Origin of the sequence: Pseudomonas sp. WS 5410, from assembly GCF_012985645.1 — a bacterium.
Lineage (GTDB): Bacteria > Pseudomonadota > Gammaproteobacteria > Pseudomonadales > Pseudomonadaceae > Aquipseudomonas > Aquipseudomonas shahriarae.
Genome location: NZ_JAAQWS010000003.1, coordinates 84,973 through 99,609, shown reverse-complemented (window position 1 = coordinate 99,609; position 14,637 = coordinate 84,973). Strand labels below are relative to the sequence as shown.

The following is a 14,637-nucleotide window of genomic DNA, read 5'->3' as shown; positions in this document are numbered from 1 at the left end:
CAACATCAATGTTTGCTGGGCCGACGTCTTCGCGGGCAAGCCCGCTCCCACACAAACCCGCTCCCACAGTTGGATCTGTGTTTATCAGAACAAGTCGATCGGCGCAGATTCATCCGCCGGCAACGGGCTGCCCGGTGCCACGCCATTGCCCAGTTCATTCATCGACGGCGGCGTGTCTTCGCTCTTGAATAGTTCAAAGTACGCATTTGGCGTGCCCGGTGCGGCGGCGCGGCCGCTGATCGGGTCGATGCGCAGGCTGAGGATGCCTTCCGGCTCGGCCTGGGTGTGGGCCGGCTTGTCCTTGAGGGCGCCGCCCATGTAGCTCATCCAGATCGGCAGGGCGACGGTGCCGCCGTATTCGCGGCGACCGAGGCTTTCTGGCTGGTCGTAGCCGGTCCAGACGGTGGTGATGTAGTCGGCGTTATAACCGGAGAACCAGGCGTCCTTGGATTCGTTGGTGGTACCGGTCTTGCCCGCCAGGTCCGTACGGCCCAGGGCCAGGGCGCGGCGGCCGGTGCCGCGCTTGATCACGTCCTGCAACATGCTGGTGAGAATATAGGTGGTGCGGCCATCGACAATCCGCTCCGCCACCGCTGGTGCGGCTGGAGCCGGCGTGGCATCAGTGGGTGCAGCACCGGGTGTCGGTTCGATGGTGATACCGCTGTTGGCCGGTGCAGCCAGGCCATCGCTGGCGGCGACGCCGTTGGGCACGCTCGGTGGGTTGGCGACAAACAGTGTGTCGCCGTTGCGGCTTTCGATCTTGTCGATCAGGTACGGCGTGACTTTGTAGCCGCCGTTGGCAAACACACTCCAGCCGGTGGCGATCTCCATTGGCGTGAGGGTCGCGGTGCCCAGGGCCAGGGACAGGTTTGGCGGCAGGTCCTGCTTGTTGAAGCCGAAGCGGGTCATGTAGTCGATGGTCTTGCCCACGCCCATCGCCTGCAGCAAGCGGATCGACACCAGGTTGCGCGACTTGTACAGCGCCTCGCGCACGCGGATCGGACCGAGGAAGGTATTGGTATCGTTCTTCGGACGCCAGACCTTGTCCAGGTACTCGTCGACAAACACGATAGGCGCGTCGTTGACCAGGCTGGCGGCGGTATAGCCGTTATCCAGCGCGGCACTGTAGACAAACGGTTTGAAGCTGGAGCCCGGCTGGCGCTTGGCCTGGGTGGCGCGGTTGTAGTTGCTCTGCTCGAAGGCGAAGCCACCGACCAGGGCGCGGATCGCACCGTTCTGCGGGTCCAGGGAGACCAGGGCGCCCTGGGCGACCGGGACCTGGCTGAATTTCAGGCTGTCGTCCTTCTGGCGCTGCACGCGGATCAGGTCGCCGACCTGGGCCACATCAGATGGCTGCTTGGGCATCGGCCCCATGCTGTTGGTGTTCAGGAAAGGGCGGGCCCACTTCATGCTGTCCCACGCCACATGTTCTTCGCCGCTGCGGGTCAGGACCTGCACGCCATCTTTTTTAACCTGGGTGACGATGGCCGGATCCAGGCCGCTGATGGAGCGCTGCTTGCCCAGTTCAACCGTCCAGGCGCTCAGGGTCTTGCCTGGCAGGCGCGATTCCGGCCCACGGTAGCCGTGGCGCTGGTCATAGGCGATCAGGCCCTCATGCACCGCGTGGTTGGCGATTTCCTGCAAGTTGCTCGGAATGGTCGTGGTGACACGGAAACCTTCGGTGTAGGCATCGCTGCCATAGCGGCCGACCATTTCGGCGCGGGCCATTTCGGCGATATACGGCGCGCTGACCTCGGGCGTCGGCACGTGGTAGCTGGCATTCAACGGCTCGGCCACTGCGCTTTCATAGGCGCTCTGGTCGATCTTGCCCAGCTTGTACATGCGCCCCAGGATCCAGTCGCGACGCTCCTTGCTGCGGGCCGGGTTGGCCAGCGGGTTAAAGCGTGACGGGGCCTTGGGCAGGCCGGCAATCATTGCCATTTGTGCCAGGCTGGCATCACGAATCGACTTGCCGTAGTACACCTGGGACGCTGCCTCGATCCCATAGGCCCGATTGCCCAGGTAGATCTTGTTGACGTACAGCTCAAGGATTTCGTCCTTGGTCAGTTGGCGTTCGATCTGCAGCGCCAGGAGGATTTCCGTGGCTTTGCGCGAGAAGCTGCGCTCGCTGGTGAGGAAGAAGTTCTTCGCCACCTGCATGGTGATGGTGCTGCCGCCCGATTGAATGTGTCCGCTTTTTACCAGCTGCGTGGCTGCACGCACCAGGCTGCTGGGGTCCACGCCATAGTGGTTGGCAAAATTATCGTCTTCGGCCGATAACAGGGCATTGATGAAATTGGGTGGAATGTCGGCGAAACGGATCGGGGTGCGGCGCATTTCGCCGAACTCCGCGATCAGTTTTTCATCGCTGCTGTAGACCCGCAAAGGAATCTGCAACTGGATACTTCTCAGGGCCTCTACCGAGGGCAATCCCGGACTAAGGTAGAGATAGGCGCCGCTGAACACGAGCAGCAGCCCGCAAACGATAGCGACGAAGGAGTACCCGAAAAACTTCAGCAGACGAATCAAGGCTTTTGGATTTCCAGAGAAAAGAATGGGTTAGGTGTCGGGATAGGCATGACTAAGGATGTATCGACCCGACCTGCAGATAAAAAGCGGGAAAAAACGCTGGGCATTAAAGCATTTTTCGCCTCGAGGCGTCATGGGCGCCGCTCAACCGAGCCGACCGAATGCATCAAGCCCGGAACTGACCAGCCCTGAGACAGGCAAAGCTTTAGGGAGTTTTATGAGAAAGGGATTTTTCAGGCAAAAAGCCGATACCGTGCTGGGTGTGGACATCCAGGACAGCGGCGTGAAGGTTCTGGAGCTGGCCCGCGCCGGCGATGGCTATGCAGTGCACGCGTATGCGAGCCAGGCTTTACCGGGGCATGCGGTGGTCGACAGTAATATCGTTGATCTGGAGGTTGTCGCGCAGACCCTTTCCAAGGCATTGTTCCGGGCGCGGACCCAGGTCGCCCATGCGGCGGTTGCCGTGGCGGGCCCTTCGGTGATCAGCCGGGTGGTTGCGCTGGAGGCGGGGCTTGAAGCAGGCGAGATGGAGCAGCGCCTGCGCTGCGAAGCTGACCAGTACATTCCTTATCCGTTGGATGAGGTTGCAATTGATTTTCAGGTCCAGGGCCCATCGAGTCGTGAACCCGGTTATGTTGATGTGCTGCTTGTGGCATGCCTCAAGGAGCAGGTAGAAGCGCGCGAAGCGGTGCTGGCCATGGCCGGCCTGGTTGCTCGAGTGGTGGATGTAGAGGCGTTTGCCCTGGCGCGGATGACCGATCAGGTGGTCGCCCGGATAGCGCCGGGGAGTGGGATCAATAGTGCACAATGGGCTGCCGATGCCCAGGGATTGCGGGTCGCCTGCGGTTTGGCCCTCAGGAGTTTCGATTGATGACAAGAATCAACCTTTTACCCTGGCGTGAAGAACGCGCTGAGCGCCGTCGCAAATTTTTTCTGATTTTCCTGTTGGCGATTACCACTATTGCCTTGGTCGCCGTCTGGCTGGCCGACCGGGTCATCGACCGCGCGATTGATCGGCAGGTGGCTCGTAACAACCACTTGAGCAAGCAAGTCACGGTATTGGATTCGCGTATCAAGACCATCGACGAGTTGCGTGAGCAGCGTCAGCAGTTGATGGAGCGGATGAAGGTGGTCGAAGACCTCCAGGGCCATCGCACATCGGGCCAGGAGTTGCTCGACCAGTTGGCCCGCGCCATGCCAGATGGGGTTCAACTGAGCGAGGTAAGCGTCAGTGGCACATCGGTGGAGGTCACTGGTACGGCGGTGTCCAGCGATGATGTCACCCGGCTGATGCGTAGCCTGGAAGCCTCCAATACCCTGCGTGCGCCTAATCTGCGCCATGTACGGGCCGAGGAGGGCGGTGCGGGTAGCGCCTTCCAGTTGATGGTGGACCATGGGGAGCATCAGGAGACGCTGCGGTGAGCCTTGGGTCCAGCCTGTCAGGGCTGGCACTCCCGCAACTCTCCACGCTGTACCGCAACACCGCCCACTGGCCTTTGGCTGGCCGGATTGTGGTGGGCGCGGTGCTCGCCTTGCTGGTGCTGATGGTCGGGAATGCTGTCTACCTGAGCAGCGCGCGCGAGGTCTTGCAGCGTCACGAGGTGGGAGAGATAAGCCTGCGCCAGCAGTTTGCGGCCAAAGCCCGGCAAGCCGCGCAGCATGACGGCGTGGTGCGTGAGCTTGAAACCCTGCGCACCGCCTTCACTGAACAGTTGCGCCAAATGCCGACGCTGAGGCAAATGCCCGGCCTGCTGGACGACTTCACTCGGCTAGGACAGGTCAGCGGGGTGCTGGTGGAGCAACTCAGTGTGCTGGATGAGCACGTGCAGCCGGTGTTCGTCGAGCGGCCGATGCAGCTCAAGCTGGTCGGCACCTATCACGACCTCCTGGCCTTCGTCAGTGGCGTGGCCGGGTTGCCGCAGATCGTTACCCTGCATGACTTTGTCATTCGCCCTGCGGATTCCGAGGGTGGGGCATTGTTGAGCCTGACGATGCTCGCCAAGACCTACAGGTACAGCGACCAGGGAGCATTGCCATGAGCCGTCTCAAGGTTGTGGGCCTGGGCCTGGTATTGCTTGCTGGATGCGACAGTGACCCGCAGTTGCAGGCACTGAATGACGAGTTGCAAACGATTCGCCAGCAAGCGCTGCCTATGGCGGATGAGGTGCACGTGGCGAGACCGGGGCTACGGTTTGTCTCCAGCTCGCCACCCCTGCGTGACCCCTTCCAGCCGCCGGACCAGCCCTCCAGTCGTCCTACCGGCAAGCCTGGAGCTGCGCCGGACCTCGACCGCCCCCGGCAGTTTCTCGAAGGGTTTGCCGTGGATCAGTTCCAGATGGTCGGCACCCTGTCGCTGGGCGCGCAGACGTTTGCCCTGCTACGCGGCGCGGCGGGTGTTCATCGCCTGGCGGTGGGGGATTACCTGGGGACTGATCATGGGCGCGTCGTGGCGATCCATGAGGGGCAGTTGGAGCTGGTCGAGCTTTTCCCCGATGGTGAGGGCGCCTGGCTTGAGCGTCCGCGCACTTTGGTATTGAACGTGAACTCATAACGGAAGCAAAAAATGAAAAGGATTATTTCGTCCTTCGGTGTGGCGCTATGGATAGCGTTCACGGCACCGATGACTGAGGCTGTGCCCAAGCGAATCGACCTGATTCAATTGCCTCCTCCCGGTAGTTCACCCTTGAACACTGCGCGTGGCCCATTTACCGGCAACAGGCTGTCCCTCAACTTTCAGGACATTGAGGTGCGCGCCGTCTTGCAGCAGATTGCCGATGTGGCCGGGCTCAACCTGGTGGCCGGTGATGATGTGCAAGGCTCGATAACCCTGCGCCTCAAGGATGTGCCGTGGGACCAGGCCCTGGACCTGGTGTTGCAGGCCAAGGGCCTGGACCGGCGGGTGACCGCCAACGTGCTGCTGGTGGCCCCGGCCGAGGAACTGGCCGCACGGGAGTTGCTGGCCCTGGAGTCGCGCAAGTTGATGACCGAGCTGACGCCACTGCGTCGGGAGCTGCTGCAAGTCAATTACGCCAAGGCGTCTGAGCTGGCCAAGCTGTTCCAGTCGGTGACCGGGCTGGAGGGGGCGACCGATGAGCGCGGTTCGGTGACGGTGGATGACCGCACCAACAACATCATCGCCTACCAGACGGGCGAGCGCCTGGAGGAGCTGCGGCGCATCGTCAGTCAGTTGGATGTGCCGGTACGCCAGGTGATGATCGAGGCGCGGATAGTCGAGGCCAATGTCGACTATGACAAAAGCGTGGGGGTGCGCTGGGGCGGGTTGCTGCGCAGTAAAGGTAATTGGAGTGGGGGCGGGGTCGATAAAAAACCGTCCGGTGAGGGCGAGTCGCCCGATAGCTCACCGTTCGTTGACCTGGGCGTGGTCAGCCCGAGCTCCGGCCTGGGCATCGCCTTTATCACCGATAACGTGCTGCTGGACCTGGAACTCACGGCCATGGAAAAAGGCGGCAATGGCGAAGTGATCTCCCAGCCCAAGGTGGTCACCTCCAACAAGGAAACCGCGCGGATTCTCAAGGGCACCGAGATTCCTTACCAGGAAGCCACGTCCGAGGGGGCGACCTCGGTCTCGTTCAAGGAAGCCTCGCTGTCCCTGGAGGTGACGCCGCAAATCACCCCCGATGACCAGGTGATCATGGAGGTTCGGGTGACCAAGGATGAGCCCGACTACCTGAACAAACTCAACGATGTGCCGCCGATCAAGAAGAACGAGGTCAACGCCAAGGTTCTGGTCAGGGACGGCGAGACCATCGTCCTCGGTGGGGTTTTCTCCAAAAACCAAAGCAAGGTGGTAGATAAAGTGCCATTTTTGGGCGATGTGCCGTATCTTGGCCGCCTTTTCCGGCGTGATGTGGTTGCCCAAAGAAAATCCGAGCTGCTGGTATTCCTGACTCCGCGTATTATGAATAACCAGGCGATTGCTGTGAGTCGTTGATTCTGTGCGAAATTTGATTCTTGTAGGGCCGATGGGGGCTGGAAAAAGCACCATCGGCCGTTTGCTGGCCAAAGAGCTGCGCCTGCCATTCAAAGACTCCGATAAGGAAATTGAATTGCGCACGGGCGCCAATATCCCGTGGATCTTCGATAAGGAAGGCGAGCTGGGCTTTCGTGATCGCGAGCAGGCAATGATTGCCGAGCTGTGCGGCTGCGATGGCGTGGTATTGGCCACCGGCGGCGGCGCCGTGATGCGCGAGGAAAACCGGCGGGCGCTGCATGCTGGCGGTCGGGTGATCTATTTGCATGCGTCGGTCGAGCAGCAGGTCGGGCGCACCGCCCGTGACCGCAACCGGCCATTGCTGCGCACCGCCAACCCCGAGAAAACCCTGCGGGACTTGCTGGCGCTGCGCGATCCGCTTTATCGGGAAATCGCCGATCTGGTGGTGGAAACCGATGAACGGCCACCGCGCATGGTCGTAATCGACATTCTCGAGCGCCTGCAGCAACTGCCGCCCCGTTAAAGCCAGGGCCGAAATGCGCTATCCTCGGCAGCGCGTTACAGCCGTCCGAGGTGTGGCGTAGAGCCATCAGGCAGCGTCCGATCTCGACGGTGCCGACAACGTTAATACAAGGCAGGACGCCTGCTTCCATCTTCAGCGCGGGGACACATGCAGACACTTAAGGTCGATCTTGGCGAGCGTAGCTACCCGATCCATATTGGCGAGGGTTTGTTGGACCAGCCCGAGTTGCTCGCGCCGCACATTGCCGGGCGACAAGTGGCGATCATCTCCAACGAGACCGTGGCGCCGCTCTACCTTGAGCGCCTGAGTCGCAGCCTTGCGGCGTATTCGGTGATCTCGGTGATTCTTCCCGACGGCGAAGCCTTCAAGAACTGGGAAACCCTGCAGCTGATTTTTGACGGCCTGCTCACCGCGCGCCACGACCGGCGGACCACGGTAGTGGCCCTTGGTGGCGGCGTGATCGGCGACATGGCCGGGTTTGCGGCGGCCTGTTACCAGCGTGGCGTGGACTTTATCCAGGTGCCGACCACCCTGCTGTCCCAGGTCGATTCGTCGGTGGGCGGCAAGACCGGGATCAACCATCCCCTGGGCAAAAACATGGTTGGCGCGTTCTACCAGCCCAATGCTGTGTTGATCGACACCGCTACCCTCAACACCTTGCCACCCCGCGAGCTGTCGGCGGGCCTGGCGGAAGTCATCAAGTACGGGTTGATCTGCGACGAGCCGTTCCTGACCTGGCTTGAAGAGCACGTCGATGCCTTGCGCAACCTGGATCAGGTGGCGCTGACCGAAGCTATCTCCCGCTCCTGCGCGGCCAAGGCGCTGGTGGTCAATGCCGACGAACGTGAGTCTGGTGTGCGTGCCACCTTGAACCTGGGCCACACCTTCGGCCATGCGATTGAAACTCACATGGGCTATGGTGTCTGGTTGCATGGAGAGGCCGTAGCGGCTGGCACAGTGATGGCGTTGGAGATGTCGCAACGCCTGGGCTGGATCAGTGTCCAAGAGCGTGATCGCGGTATCCGCCTGTTCCAGCGCGCCGGGTTGCCGGTCATCCCCCCTGAGGAGATGACCGAGGCTGATTTCCTTGAACATATGGCGATAGACAAAAAAGTGATCGATGGTCGTTTGCGTCTGGTGCTGTTGCGCCGAATGGGCGAAGCGGTAGTGACCGACGATTATCCGAAAGAGATTCTACAGGCCACGCTGGGAGCGGATTACCGCGCCCTGGCCCAGCTGAAAGGTTAACCAGATCCCGATGACTAGTTTGCATGCCGACGAGGCTTTCCTCGGCCATTACCAGTTGAGCCACGACCCTTTTGCGCCACGGGTTCCCGGTTTCAAGTTTTTCCCTGCGCAGCGCAAGCCGGTGCTCGGGCAGTTGCATCACCTGGCGCGCTATAGCCAGTTGCTGCTGGTGGTCACTGGCCCCCTGGGCAGCGGCAAGACTTTGCTGCGCCAGGCCCTGGTGGCCAGCACCAACAAGCAATCGGTGCAGAGCGTGGTGGTTTCCGCCCGTGGTGCCGGCGATGCGGCAGGCGTGCTGCGCCAGGTTGCCCAGGCGCTGGACGTGGCCAATGCCGAGCCCACCGCCATTCTCAAGCAAGTGGTGCAGTTGGGCCTGACCGGCCAGGAAGTCTACCTGCTGGTGGACGATGCCGAGCAGCTCGACGAGTCCGCTCTGGAAGCGTTGCTGGCCCTGGCGGCGGGTACGCCGGAAGGTCGTCCCCATGTCTTCCTGTTCGGTGAGGCGTCGCTGATTGCCGATCTGGAGCAGCTCAGTGGCGAGCAAGAGCTGTTTCACGTCATCGAATTGCAGCCCTACGAAGAAGAAGAAACCCGCGAGTACCTGGCCCAGCGCCTTGAAGGTGCCGGCCAGGGCATCGAACTTTTCTCTGCCCAGCAGATCTCTGATATTCACGAAAGCTCCGACGGCTGGCCTGGCACCATCAACCAGGTTGCCCGCGATGCAATGATCGAAGCCATGATTGCCAGCCGCTCTGCGGTTAAGCGTCCAAAGATGGGGTTCACCATGCCGAAGAAACACGTACTGGCGATTTCTGCCGTTGTCGTGGTTGCCGTAGCCGCCGCCTGGTTGATTCCTGGCCGCAGCAAGGCACCGACCGCACCAGGCGCGCCTACCGAGCAGGCACAACTGCCACTGGGCAAGCCCACCACCAATGGCGCACCTGCCGTTGAGTTTGCCGGTTCCGGCCAGCCTACCAACCTGCCGATGGTTGGCCAGCCGGTCATGCGTGGCCCGTTGGCAGAAGAGGCCGGCGCCATCTCCGAAGGCGACGACGGTGTGCCGGTAGAAGGCTCCAGCGCCACGCCGCCGACCGTTACCACCGTAGCTCCGCCACCTGGTGAAACAGCCAGCCCGGCACCTGTGCCGGCGGCCAAGCCAACGCCTGCGCCGACCCAGGTTGCCACCGCCAAGCCAGCCCCGGCGCCAGTGGTCAAGCCGACGCCAGCCCCGGTGGCCAAGCCCGCGCCAGCCGCCAAGCCTGCTGAAAAACCGGTGACCGTGGCCAAGGCAGCTGCCGGCAGCGGCTGGTACGGTAGCCAACCGGCCAAGAACTATGTGGTGCAGATCCTCGGCACCAGCTCCGAAGGCAACGCCCAGGCGTTCGTCAAAGAGCACGGCGGCGAGTACCGTTACTTCAAGAAAGTGCTCAACGGCAAGCCTCTCTACGTGATCACCTACGGCAGTTTCCCGAGCCGTGCGGCTGCCGATTCCGCTATCAAAGCCTTGCCAGCGAAGGTCCAGGCTGGTAAACCTTGGCCTCGCACTGTTGCCAGCGTTCAACAAGAACTCGCAACAACTCGCTGAAGAACCGGCGACCTTACCCAGGTCGCCCTCCCAGCACCTCAAAAAAACTACAACAGCGTGCAGCCCTGAAGGCCGCGCGCTTTGTGGTGTCTGCGCCACAGTGGCTTTTGAGTAGTAGCAGTCAGAATTAAAAAAGTTTTGACTAGCACAGCATATCGCTTTAAACCTTTCATAAATGCGACATAGATTTGCGACAGTTCGTCGCCAAATTTGTGGGCGTCTGTGTCGGTGTGTACAATGACCTCCCTTTTGCCCCCGCTAAGCCGGCGTACGTTCGGCGTGGAAGGTAACCGGTTGAATTGAAAAGAAATTTGCCTCGAAATAAGAGGCAGCCTGGTGAGAAAGTGTCTATGAAAGCAGGTCTGTACCAACCCGACGAATTCAAGGATAACTGTGGTTTCGGCCTGATAGCCCATATGCAGGGCGAACCCAGTCATACCCTTCTGCAAACGGCCATCGAGGCCCTGACCTGCATGACCCACCGCGGTGGGATCAACGCCGACGGCAAAACCGGTGACGGTTGTGGCTTGCTGATTCAAAAGCCCGACCTGTTCCTGCGCGCTGTCGCCAAGGAAACCTTCGGCGCCGATTTGCCCAAGCAATACGCGGTGGGCATGGTGTTCTTCAACCAGGACCCGGTCAAAGCCGAGGCCGCTCGCGAGAACATGAACCGCGAGATCCTCGCCGCCGGCCTGCAACTCGTTGGCTGGCGCAAAGTGCCGATCGACACCAGCGTGCTCGGCCGCCTGGCCCATGAGCGCCTGCCGCAGATCGAACAAGTGTTTATCGCAGGCGACGGCCTGAGCGACCAGGACATGGCGATCAAGCTGTTCACCTCGCGTCGCCGTTCGTCCGTGGCCAACGCCCTGGACACCGATCACTACATCTGCAGCTTTTCCCACAAGACCATCATTTATAAAGGCCTGATGATGCCGGCGGACTTGACCGCCTTCTATCCGGACCTGAGTGATGAGCGCCTGCAAACCGCGATCTGCGTGTTCCACCAGCGCTTCTCCACCAATACCCTGCCGAAATGGCCGCTGGCCCAGCCATTCCGCTTCCTCGCCCACAACGGCGAGATCAACACGATCACCGGCAACCGCAACTGGGCCGTGGCCCGTCGCACCAAGTTCGCCAACGACCTGATGGACCTCGAAGAGCTCGGCCCACTGGTCAACCGTGTGGGTTCCGACTCCTCGAGCATGGACAACATGCTCGAACTGATGGTCACCGGCGGCATCGACTTGTTCCGTGGCGTGCGCATGATCATTCCGCCTGCGTGGCAGAACGTCGAGACCATGGACCCCGATCTGCGGGCGTTCTATGAGTACAACTCGATGCACATGGAACCGTGGGACGGCCCGGCCGGCGTGGTCATGACCGATGGTCGCTACGCGGTGTGTCTGCTCGACCGTAACGGCCTGCGCCCGGCGCGTTGGGTGACCACCACCAACGGCTTCATCACCCTGGCTTCGGAAGTTGGCGTGTGGAACTACCAGCCTGAAGACGTGATTGCCAAAGGCCGCGTCGGCCCTGGTCAGATCCTTGCCGTGGACACCGAAACCGGGCAGATCCTCGACACCGATGCCATCGACAACCGCTTGAAGTCGCGTCACCCGTACAAGCAATGGCTGCGCAAGAACGCCCTGCGCATCCAGGCGACCATGGAAGACAACGACCACGGTTCGGCGTTCTATGACGTCGACCAGCTCAAGCAGTACATGAAGATGTACCAGGTCACGTTCGAGGAGCGCGACCAGGTGCTGCGCCCACTCGGCGAGCAAGGCTACGAGGCGGTCGGCTCCATGGGCGACGATACGCCGATGGCCGTGCTGTCCCAGCGCGTGCGCACGCCGTATGACTATTTCCGCCAGCAGTTCGCCCAGGTCACCAACCCGCCGATCGACCCGCTGCGTGAAGCCATCGTCATGTCCCTGGAAGTGTGCCTCGGTGCCGAGCGCAATATCTTCCAGGAATCGCCAGAGCACGCTTCGCGCGTGATCCTCAGCTCGCCGGTGATTTCCCCGGCCAAGTGGCGTTCGTTGATGACCTTGGAGCGTCCAGGCTTCGACCGGCAGATCATCGACCTGAACTACGACGAGAGCCTCGGCCTGGAAGCCGCTGTGCGCAACGTCGCCGATCAGGCTGAAGAAGCCGTGCGCGCCGGTCGTACCCAGATCGTGCTGACCGACCGCCATATCGCCCCAGGCAAGCTGCCGATCCACGCGTCCCTGGCTACCGGCGCGGTGCACCATCGCCTGACCGAAAAAGGCCTGCGCTGCGACTCCAACATCCTCGTCGAAACCGCCACCGCCCGCGACCCGCACCACTTTGCGGTGCTGATCGGCTTTGGCGCCTCGGCAGTGTACCCGTTCCTCGCGTACGAAGTGCTGGGCGACCTGATCCGCACCGGTGAAGTGCTGGGCGACCTCTACGAGGTATTCAAGAACTACCGTAAAGGCATCACCAAGGGCTTGCTGAAGATCCTGTCGAAGATGGGCATCTCCACCGTCACCTCTTACCGTGGCGCGCAGTTGTTCGAGGCCATCGGCCTGTCGGAAGAAGTCTGCGAACTGAGTTTCCGTGGCGTGCCAAGCCGCATCAAGGGCGCGCGTTTCGTCGATATCGAAGCCGAACAGAAAGCCCTGGCCTTGGAGGCCTGGAGCGCGCGCAAGCCGATCCAGCAAGGTGGCCTGCTCAAGTTCGTGCACGGTGGCGAATACCACGCCTACAACCCGGACGTGGTCAGCACCCTGCAGGCCGCTGTGCAGCAGGGCGACTACGCCAAGTTCAAGGAATACACCGCGCTGGTGGATAACCGCCCGGTATCGATGATCCGCGACCTGTTCCAGGTGAAAACCCTGGACACGCCGTTGGCTATCAGCGAAATCGAACCACTGGAGTCGATCCTCAAGCGTTTCGACTCTGCCGGTATCTCCCTGGGCGCCTTGTCTCCCGAGGCCCACGAAGCCCTGGCCGAAGCCATGAACCGCCTGGGTGCGCGTTCCAACTCCGGCGAAGGTGGCGAAGACCCGGCGCGCTACGGCACCATCAAGAGTTCGAAAATCAAGCAGGTCGCCACTGGCCGTTTCGGCGTAACCCCGGAATACCTGGTCAACGCCGAAGTGCTGCAGATCAAAGTCGCCCAGGGCGCCAAGCCCGGTGAGGGCGGCCAGCTGCCAGGCGGCAAGGTCAACGGTCTGATCGCCAAGCTGCGTTATGCAGTGCCGGGCGTGACCCTGATTTCGCCGCCGCCGCACCACGACATCTACTCGATTGAAGACTTGTCGCAGCTGATTTTCGACCTCAAGCAAGTCAACCCGCAGGCCCTGGTCTCGGTGAAGCTGGTCGCGGAAGCCGGCGTCGGCACCATCGCCGCTGGCGTGGCCAAGGCCTATGCTGACCTGATCACCATCTCCGGCTACGACGGCGGCACCGGCGCTTCGCCGCTGACCTCGATCAAGTACGCCGGCGCACCGTGGGAGCTGGGCCTGGCCGAGACTCACCAGACCCTGCGCGGCAACGATCTGCGCGGCAAGGTCCGGGTGCAGACCGACGGCGGCCTGAAAACCGGTCTCGACGTGATCAAGGCCGCGATCCTCGGCGCCGAAAGCTTTGGCTTCGGTACCGCACCGATGATCGCCCTGGGCTGCAAATACCTGCGCATCTGCCACCTGAACAACTGCGCGACCGGCGTGGCCACGCAGAACGAGAAGCTGCGCAAGGATCACTACATCGGCACCGTCGACATGGTGGTGAACTTCTTCACCTACGTCGCCGAAGAAACCCGTGAATGGCTGGCCAAGCTCGGCGTGCGCTCCCTGGAAGAGCTGATCGGGCGTACCGATCTGCTGGACATCCTCGAAGGCCAGACCGCCAAGCAACAGCACCTGGACCTGACGCCGCTGTTGGGCAGCGATCACATCCCGGCAGACAAGCCGCAGTTCTGCCAGGTGGATCGCAACCCGCCGTTCGACAAAGGCCTGTTGGCCGAGAAAATGGTCGACATGGCCGGCTCCTCGATCAATGACGCCAGCGGTGGCGAGTTCGCCCTGGATATCTGCAACTGCGACCGTTCCATCGGCGCGCGGATCTCCGGCGAAATCGCCCGCAAACACGGCAACCAGGGCATGGCCAAGGCGCCGATCACCTTCCGCTTCAAGGGCACTGCGGGCCAGAGCTTTGGCGTGTGGAACGCCGGCGGCCTGCACATGTACCTCGAAGGCGACGCCAACGACTACGTGGGCAAGGGCATGACCGGCGGCAAGCTGGTGATCGTTCCGCCAGCGGGTAGCATCTACAAGACCCAGGACAGTGCCATCATCGGCAACACCTGCTTGTACGGCGCTACCGGTGGCAAGCTGTTCGCTGCCGGTACGGCCGGCGAGCGTTTCGCCGTGCGTAACTCCGGTGCCCACACCGTGGTCGAAGGCACTGGCGATCACTGCTGCGAGTACATGACCGGTGGTTTCGTCTGCGTCTTGGGCAAGACCGGTTACAACTTCGGTTCGGGCATGACTGGCGGTTTCGCCTACGTGCTGGACCAGGACAACACCTTCGTCGACAAGGTCAACCACGAGTTGGTCGAGATCCAGCGGATCAGCGGCGAGGCCATGGAGTCCTACCGGAACCACTTGCAGCACGTGCTGGACGAGTACGTCGAGGAAACCGGCAGCGAATGGGGTCGTAACCTCGCCGAGAACCTCGATGATTACCTGCGTCGTTTCTGGCTGGTCAAGCCCAAGGCTGCCAACCTGAAATCGTTGCTTTCCAGCATCCGTGCCAACCCGCAGTGATATG

The 14,637-nt window shown here is 61.7% G+C and carries 10 protein-coding genes; 9 read left to right on the top strand and 1 reads right to left on the bottom strand.

The features are described 5' to 3' along the window. Positions 1-84: 84 nt before the first annotated feature. Entirely contained in the window at positions 85-2,529 is a 2,445-nt protein-coding gene (locus HBO24_RS06265; RefSeq protein ID WP_057437229.1) for a penicillin-binding protein 1A, read from the bottom strand. A gap of 217 nt (positions 2,530-2,746) precedes the next feature. Between HBO24_RS06265 and pilM the strand changes: the two genes are divergently transcribed. The 9 genes from pilM to gltB all read left to right on the top strand — a co-directional run bounded on the left by pilM (position 2,747) and on the right by gltB (position 14,633). Next, positions 2,747-3,400: a type IV pilus assembly protein PilM gene (pilM, locus tag HBO24_RS06260; RefSeq protein ID WP_057437230.1), complete on the top strand. Its 654-nt coding sequence runs from the start codon at positions 2,747-2,749 to the stop codon at positions 3,398-3,400. Further along, on the top strand, positions 3,400-3,951 hold the full coding sequence (locus HBO24_RS06255; protein WP_057437231.1) for a PilN domain-containing protein: 552 nt from the start codon (positions 3,400-3,402) through the stop codon (positions 3,949-3,951). The genes pilM and HBO24_RS06255 overlap by 1 nt, the downstream gene beginning before the upstream one ends. Then, a complete protein-coding gene (gene pilO / locus HBO24_RS06250; protein WP_170059435.1) occupies positions 3,948-4,568 on the top strand; it encodes a type 4a pilus biogenesis protein PilO in 621 nt (206 codons plus the stop codon). The genes HBO24_RS06255 and pilO overlap by 4 nt, the downstream gene beginning before the upstream one ends. Then, positions 4,565-5,080 carry a pilus assembly protein PilP gene (locus HBO24_RS06245; RefSeq protein WP_143110320.1) on the top strand — a complete coding sequence of 172 codons (516 nt, stop codon included), beginning with the start codon at positions 4,565-4,567 and terminating at the stop codon, positions 5,078-5,080. The genes pilO and HBO24_RS06245 overlap by 4 nt, the downstream gene beginning before the upstream one ends. Positions 5,081-5,149: 69 nt before the next feature. Next, positions 5,150-6,481, top strand: a complete 1,332-nt coding sequence (locus HBO24_RS06240) for a type IV pilus secretin PilQ family protein (RefSeq protein WP_057958081.1) — start codon at positions 5,150-5,152, stop codon at positions 6,479-6,481. Between the two features lie 4 nt (positions 6,482-6,485). Then, entirely contained in the window at positions 6,486-7,004 is a 519-nt protein-coding gene (gene aroK, locus HBO24_RS06235) for a shikimate kinase AroK (protein ID WP_057437234.1), read from the top strand. 147 nt (positions 7,005-7,151) lie between these two features. Beyond that, positions 7,152-8,252, top strand: a complete 1,101-nt coding sequence (gene aroB, locus HBO24_RS06230; RefSeq protein ID WP_057958082.1) for a 3-dehydroquinate synthase — start codon at positions 7,152-7,154, stop codon at positions 8,250-8,252. A gap of 10 nt (positions 8,253-8,262) precedes the next feature. Continuing rightward, on the top strand, positions 8,263-9,837 hold the full coding sequence (locus HBO24_RS06225) for an AAA family ATPase (protein WP_057958083.1): 1,575 nt from the start codon (positions 8,263-8,265) through the stop codon (positions 9,835-9,837). 350 nt (positions 9,838-10,187) lie between these two features. Beyond that, positions 10,188-14,633: a glutamate synthase large subunit gene (gltB, locus tag HBO24_RS06220; RefSeq protein WP_115127208.1), complete on the top strand. Its 4,446-nt coding sequence runs from the start codon at positions 10,188-10,190 to the stop codon at positions 14,631-14,633. The last annotated feature ends 4 nt before the right edge of the window (positions 14,634-14,637 follow it).

Excerpts from the sequence above, each read along its gene's own strand:
- pilM (WP_057437230.1), top strand. The coding sequence starts at position 2,747 with ATGAGAAAGGGATTTTTCAGGCAAAAAGCCGATACCGTGCTGGGTGTG.
- HBO24_RS06255 (WP_057437231.1), top strand. The coding sequence starts at position 3,400 with ATGACAAGAATCAACCTTTTACCCTGGCGTGAAGAACGCGCTGAGCGC.
- HBO24_RS06245 (WP_143110320.1), top strand. The coding sequence starts at position 4,565 with ATGAGCCGTCTCAAGGTTGTGGGCCTGGGCCTGGTATTGCTTGCTGGA.
- HBO24_RS06240 (WP_057958081.1), top strand. The coding sequence starts at position 5,150 with ATGACTGAGGCTGTGCCCAAGCGAATCGACCTGATTCAATTGCCTCCT.
- aroB (WP_057958082.1), top strand. The coding sequence starts at position 7,152 with ATGCAGACACTTAAGGTCGATCTTGGCGAGCGTAGCTACCCGATCCAT.
- HBO24_RS06225 (WP_057958083.1), top strand. The coding sequence starts at position 8,263 with ATGACTAGTTTGCATGCCGACGAGGCTTTCCTCGGCCATTACCAGTTG.
- gltB (WP_115127208.1), top strand. The coding sequence starts at position 10,188 with ATGAAAGCAGGTCTGTACCAACCCGACGAATTCAAGGATAACTGTGGT.